Raw genomic sequence first — 6,456 nt, forward strand, 5'->3', positions numbered from 1 at the left:
CTCCCAGGACAGGTAATTGGCAGTGAGTGGATTGCGGTAATCGGGGTAAGGGAGGACACATGAAACCGTTGCCCGCACTTGAGCTTGTCACTCGTTTCGAGGATGCCGAGTGGCTTGACCCACTGGCCAAGAGCGTCCGGAAAGCCGTCCTGAAGGTCATCAAACCGCGCTGGGCCCGTGATGTCCTCCACGGCGTTCCCATCGGCCACCCGGTGCACCCCCTTGCTGTCCAGGTGCCCATCGGTGCCTGGCTCTCCGCAGGAGTACTCGATGCGGTCCCGGGCGGAGAAAAAGCTGCCCGCCTGCTTATTGGTGTGGGTACTGCCAGCGTGATTCCGTCTGCGCTGGCCGGGTTCACCGATTGGTCCCAGCTGCATCCACAGCAGCAGAGGGTGGGCCTGGTGCACGCAGCGGCCAACGTCACCGCCACGGGCCTCTACATCGCGTCACTGGTGCAGCGGGCAACTGGCAGCCAGGGAAGCGGCAAGGTGCTTGCGTATCTCGGGCTGGCCACCGTCAGCGCCGGCGGCTTCCTGGGCGGCCACCTTTCGTACCGCCAGGCTGCGGGCGTGAACCACAGCGAGGAAATCCCGCACCGCTTCCCGTCCGGCTGGCATTCGCTGGCACCGTTGGCGGAGCTGCCCGAGGGCGGGCTGCACAAGCGCGAAGTGGCCGGCATCCCCTTGCTGGTGCACCGTGAGGGCGGGACGGTTAACGTACTCTCCGACGTCTGCAGCCACCTCTCCGGTCCGCTTCACGAAGGCAAGATCAAGGACAACGACGGCGACCCGTGCGTCGTCTGCCCCTGGCACCGGAGCACGTTCTCACTGCGCACCGGTGAAGTGAAAGCCGGCCCGGCAACTTCGCGGCAGCCACTTTTCGAAACGCGGGTGACCGGTGAACTCGTGGAGGTGCGCCTGCCGGGGGCTGATGGCTAGAAGGGCCGTTCGGCCCTTTTGGGTTGGCAGGGGCGGCGAAAAACTGGGTGCATGGCGAGGTCAAGGGGAATCCAGTCGAGGTGAGTCCAGGCGCGGTGAGCGATCTTCGCGAGGACATCGCGGTCCTCTACAAAGGGCGGAAGGGATTCGTCGATTTCGTCGACGTTCCTCCACTGCTCTTCGCTATGGTCCGGGGCAAGGGGGACCCAGACGGGCCTGCATTCGCGGAGGCAGTTCAGGTGCTCTTTACGGTCAGCTACGCCGCGCACTTCGGGCTCAAGAAGCAGGCTGGTTTGATTACGAAAGTAATGCCCCTGGAAGCACTGTGGTGGTTCGACGAGGCTGGGCACGCTGACCCCGACGAGGCCGTAACAGCAGGCTTCGGCGGCCTCTCGGGAGTCGACCGGGAATCATGGCGATGGCAGGCCATGATGGTTCAGCCCGAACCAATCGACAAAGCCCTGCTGGAGCGGGCCAGGGAGGAGTCCCGGGCCAAGGAACTTCCGGCACTTGACCTGCTCCAGTTCGAGCGCTGGAAAGAGGGCCGCTGCGCCCAAACGCTCCATGTCGGTCCTTACGCTGACGAAGGTGCCACAATCGCCCTCCTCGACGCGGCGGTGGTGGAGGCCGGGCTGAAGGTCCGCGGCAGGCACCACGAAATCTACCTTGGCGACCCCCGCCGGAGCGCACCTGACAAGCTGCGCACGCTGATTCGCCACCCGGTGGTGTGAAGGACCGATGACGCGCATCACCGAACCGCGGGAGATTGCTTCCGGCGTGCTGTTGATGACCTCCGGTGCAGGTCCGATGGCCGCAAACCTCTACCTGGTGCGCTCGGGTACCACCTGGGCGATGGTGGACTCTGGCTGGGCCGGCAGCGCGGAGCCGGTCCGGCGCGCTGTGGAGCAAGAGTTGGGGAATGGCAAAACGCCTGATGCCATCCTGTTGACGCACATCCATCCGGACCACTCCGGCGCTGCCGGTGCCCTGGCCCGGAGGTGGGAGGTGCCGGTGTACGTCCACCAAGCAGAGCTGCCCATGGCCGCCGGAAAATACATCCCCGAGTTTTCAATGCCGCTGGACCGCTGGATCATCGCCCCGCTCCTGTGGTCCTTGCCCGCCCGCGCCCGCCGCAGGATCGAGGCGTCCGGTGATATTACCGACGTGGCCCAAAGCCTGCCCCGCGATGGAGGAATACCAGGGCTGCCCGGGTGGGCGGCGATTCCCACACCCGGCCACACCCCCGGACATGTTGCCTATTGGCGCGCGGGCGATGGGGTTCTGATTACCGGGGATGCGGTGGTGACGGGGGGTTTGAATTCCATCCGCGGCATCCTGTCAGGCGTACCGGAGCTGTCCGGGCCACCCAGGTACACCACGTGGAACTGGGAACAGTCCATGGACTCCATCACACGCCTCGCAGGACTGGGCCCCCGGTTGCTGGCACCGGGCCATGGGCAGCCACTTGCTCTTGGAGCCGTTCCGCGGCTGCGGGCTCTCACAATGAAGGAGCGCACGCAACGGATGAAGCTTCGCGGCCGCGCTGCGGGATCCCCCGAGGCTGCGTAGCCGGCCCGTGGGCTGTCCGGGATGGGCCGCGGGGAAGCATCAGGCGCTCTACGGTTTCTAACCCTGTTCCTGCCCTGCAGCCCCGTCTTGCAGTTCCTACACGGCAAGGCGCACTGTAGTTCCTGCAGAGTTCCTACACGGCCAGGCTCTCCAGCAGGGCTTCCTCCAGGAGGCTTCGCTCCATTGGCATAGGCGACTGTGGCCATCCCGGCCGCTTTCCGGTGGCCAGTGGGTTGGTTCTGCGTCCTGGTGTTCGGGTTTGTAGTGCCTGCCTGTTGGTGAGGTCCAGCCGGGCGGATTGTTTTCGGTTGCGGGGTCGGGTGTCCATTGGCTGTGGTGCTTGAGCCGGTGGTGTTTGGGGCAGAGCTGGGCCAGGTTGCTGACGTTGGTGGTGCCGCCGTGTTCCCAGGCGGTGAGGTGGTCGGTGTCGTTGTCGGGGGTGCGGTTGGTGCAGCCCGGGAAGGTGCACTTGGCATCGCGCATCCTGATCCAGCGTTTGATGGTTTCGGTGAGCCGGTAACGTGTGCGGCCGATTTCCAGTGCTGCCCCGTTGCGGGGGTCGACGAGGACCCGGTAGAAAGAGTCCGCCCCGTCCGCGACCAGTTTCCGTGCCATGGATGCCGGGATCGGCCCGAAACCATCCAGTACGGCGGCCTCGTCGGTTTGGCCGAGGAGGGCGAGCACGGGCACGGTGACCAGGACGTCGGCCCGCGGGGTGGGGACTTCGCTGAGTTCAATGGCAGTTCCAGCGCCGAGGAGCAGGGATGCGGCGATGTCGGGGCGGAGTTGGGTGAGGGTGCGCTCTTCGTCCGGTCCCTGCAGGCCACGGGCGGTGGCGGTGGTCCGGTTCCAGATGGCGCAGGCGGTGTCCCCGGGGAGGTAGAGCGAGACCCAGGCCATGCCGTCCTTGTCCGGGGTGTATTCCATCCGCCGGTCAGCCACCCCCTTGGCGTGCCGCTTCTCGATGGAGTCGGGGTGGTGGCGTTCCCTCCAGCTACGGACCTTGGCCCGGAACCGGGACGGAACGAGGTCACCTGGAGCCGCACCCCGGGCGGGGTTCGGTGCATCAGGGTCGAAGAAGTGCGCCACCAGGGACGCCGCGCCCTCGGCGGTGAGGCCTTCGCTTTCGTCGGCAATGATGCGGGCGTGCTGCCACGACATCACGCCCGAGGCCAGGGCTTCGAAAGCCAACGGCAGGGAACAGATCCGCCGTGACTGCTCCACCAACGCCCCTGCCGCCGCGGAGCTGATGGTCAGGACTGCGGCGATCTCCTCGATAACGGACATCCCGACGTAGGTACGGTCCTGCGCGGATGCGTCCGGCGGTGTCATCGCCTGCTGGAACTCCACTGCCTCAGCGGCGTCCCATGCCTTCACCGCAGCGAGCTGCGCCTCCAGCCGCGCCGTAAGCTCCAGGCGTTCCAGCCGGATCCCATACCGCCGCTGCAACGCATCCACACCGGCACCAACATGAGCCCCGGAAGCCAGGGAAGCGTCCTCTTTCTCCAGAGCGTCCAGGGCAGCAACAGAGGCACGGACACCCTCCAACGCCACCCCAACACCACCGTCGATTCCCATAAGAACATCATCCAACGGGGGTCCGACATTCAAAGGGCACCCGAAGCCAGGCCGGCACAGCAGGCGTTAGCGGTTAGCCCGAGGGGGTTACCCACGCGCCTTTGCGCAGCACGCGGGCCTGCTCCAAATCCTGGTCAAGCACCACGACGTCCGCCAGCATGCCGGGATGCAGGTCCCCGGCCAGCGACGAAAGCCCCAGCACGGACGCGGGAACAGCTGACGCCGAGGTTACGGCGTCGCGCAGGGAAACACCTGCTGCCACAGTAGTCCGGACGACCTCCAGCAGCGTGCTGGTACCACCCGCAATGGCACCAGTGCCGTCCACCCGCGCCACGCCTTGGTCCACCGTGACGGAAAGGGAGCCCAGCCGGTACCGGCCGTCATCCAGGCCGGTTGCAGCCATCGAGTCGGTAACGAGGGCGATATTGGCCGCACCTACGAGATCGAAGACCAGCTTCACCGTTTCAGGCGCCAGGTGCACTCCGTCGGCTATCAGCTCCACCACCGCTTCTCCCGCCCGTGCCGCGCTGAGGGCGGCCGCGACTGGTCCGGGGGAGCGATGGTGCAGTGGAGGCATGGCGTTGAACAGGTGGGTGACCGTCGGCCGCCGCCGTCCCGTGGAATGCCCGGCAGCGGCCAAACCGCCCGCTGCGCCCTTAAGGAAAGCCGCCGCCGTCGGATGATCCGCAGCCGTGTGTCCCAAGGACGGGATGATGCCGCGCGCCGCGAGGAGATCCACAAGTTCGAACGCTCCGGAAAGCTCGGCCGCCAGGGTCATGGAGACCATTGATTCCCCGGCAGCACCAAGGAATCCGGACACCAGACCCGGATCGGGATCCAACAGCAGCGCAGTGTCATGGGCACCGCACTGCTCCGTTGAGAGGAATGGACCCTCGAGATGCGAACCGGCAATAAGCCCCTCACCAGCCAGCCCCCGAAGAACGGCAAGGTTGCGGACAAGGTGCCCGGGCTGCCGCGTGACGATGCTGGCCAGAAGAGTAGTGGTGCCGCGGCTGTGAAGGTAGCGGGCGGCGTGACGGGCACCGTCAAGGTTGCCTTCCGAGAAGTCAGAGCCGTGTGCGCCATGACAGTGCAGGTCGACCAGGCCGGGCAGGAGAAACCCCGGGGCCGCGGCCCGATCCGGAAGAACCCCGGAAAATTCCGACGCCGCCCCAGCGAAGGTGACCACGCCGCCGTCGACCGCTACAACACCGTCCGGCACATCCAGGCTCGCTGAAACAATGTGCCCGCGGAGGATGAGCTCACTGTTCACGGTCCACTCGCCTCCCGCCACGGATTATTCCACAACGGGCCCGCGGGCATTCGGCACAAATCCTGCACGCGGCGCTATCAGGCAAACTTCCCCGTGCCGTTATTTCACCGTGCCAGTGGGAACCTTTACAGTGAAAGTGCTAAGCATGCTGTCTATTTCGGAGGGTGAACCTGATGCGAAAAGTTTCTGCGCTTGGAGTCATGGCTGCGGCGATGCTGGCGTTGGCCGGCTGTTCGGGAGGGGGCAGTGGTACTGCCAGCCCGTCGGGTTCGGCGACGGCGTCGGCGTCCGCCAGCCAGACTGCTGACGCCAAGGTGTACTCGGAGGATCAGCTGCGCGACCTCATCTCGGGGATGAAGGACGCCGACGGCAACGAGCTCAAGCTGTACTCCAAGGAGCAGGTTGACCAGGGCGGAAACATCGCCAACCTGCTCATGAGCACGGCAACCGTCGATCCCAAGGACTGCAAGGACATTGCCACGGCGGGCCTGCTGGACAAGGTGGAAAACGGTGACGTTGCCGTGGCGCTATCCGACGGTAACCAGCCGCGCAGCCTGTCGGCCCAGTCCGGCAGCGACGGCCCGGATGCCGTAAAGACACTGAACGACATCAGCGGCAAGATGGACCAGTGCGCCAAGTTCTCGGTCTCCGCGCTGGGGCAGAAATACGACGTGTCCAGCAAGGAACTGAAGGCGGACACCGACGCGGACAAGACCTTCGCCACCGTCAGCACCCGCAGCGGTGACAACCAGCAGAAGCTGATGCAGGTTTCCGCCGCGCAGGGGCGCCTGCTGGTGGTGGCCACGAAGAGCGGCACCGACCTGGGTGACAAGGACCAGAAGGAACTTGAGGGCCTCATCAATGACGTGTTGAAGAAGGCCGACGGCGGGGGCGCAACTTCCAGCCCGTCCTCCACCGGTTCGTCGGGTTCAATGGGCACGTCCTCGCCGAGTGGCTCGGCTTCGTCGACTGCCTCGTCCACCTCTTCGGCGACGATGTCCTCGGGCAGCGGCGCCTCGTCGTCGGCCTCCCCGACTGCCTCGCGGTAGCCGCAACTCCGCAGCGTGGAAGCGGGCCAGGACTGCAAAGTCCTGGCCC

6 protein-coding genes are annotated in these 6,456 nt (G+C 65.8%); 4 read left to right on the forward strand and 2 right to left on the reverse strand.

The window, feature by feature from the left end; translation table 11 throughout:
• Window positions 1-59 precede the first annotated feature (59 nt).
• From ACWRN3_RS15875 to ACWRN3_RS15885, 3 genes are all read left to right on the forward strand, one after another.
• Window positions 60-938 (forward strand): Rieske (2Fe-2S) protein, encoded by an 879-nt coding sequence (locus tag ACWRN3_RS15875; protein WP_476741252.1) that lies wholly within the window; start codon window positions 60-62, stop codon window positions 936-938.
• A gap of 95 nt (window positions 939-1,033) precedes the next feature.
• Window positions 1,034-1,669, forward strand: coding sequence for a GyrI-like domain-containing protein (locus tag ACWRN3_RS15880; RefSeq protein WP_476741253.1), 636 nt, complete (start codon window positions 1,034-1,036; stop codon window positions 1,667-1,669).
• Window positions 1,670-1,676: 7 nt separating this feature from the next.
• A complete protein-coding gene (locus tag ACWRN3_RS15885; RefSeq protein ID WP_476741254.1) occupies window positions 1,677-2,507 on the forward strand; it encodes an MBL fold metallo-hydrolase in 831 nt (276 codons plus the stop codon).
• 96 nt (window positions 2,508-2,603) lie between these two features.
• On the opposite strand, the gene ACWRN3_RS15890 is transcribed toward ACWRN3_RS15885, so the two are convergent.
• Together ACWRN3_RS15890 and ACWRN3_RS15895 are read right to left on the reverse strand one after the other, a co-directional pair.
• On the reverse strand, window positions 2,604-4,085 hold the full coding sequence (locus ACWRN3_RS15890; protein WP_476741255.1) for an HNH endonuclease signature motif containing protein: 1,482 nt from the start codon (window positions 4,083-4,085) through the stop codon (window positions 2,604-2,606).
• A gap of 73 nt (window positions 4,086-4,158) precedes the next feature.
• Window positions 4,159-5,358, reverse strand: a complete 1,200-nt coding sequence (locus ACWRN3_RS15895; RefSeq protein ID WP_476741256.1) for an N-acetylglucosamine-6-phosphate deacetylase — start codon at window positions 5,356-5,358, stop codon at window positions 4,159-4,161.
• A 173-nt stretch (window positions 5,359-5,531) separates the two neighbouring features.
• Between ACWRN3_RS15895 and ACWRN3_RS15900 the strand changes: the two genes are divergently transcribed.
• Window positions 5,532-6,407, forward strand: coding sequence for a hypothetical protein (locus tag ACWRN3_RS15900; RefSeq protein WP_255173405.1), 876 nt, complete (start codon window positions 5,532-5,534; stop codon window positions 6,405-6,407).
• Window positions 6,408-6,456: the final 49 nt, after the last annotated feature.

This window comes from Pseudarthrobacter sp. rb (genome assembly GCF_056389225.1).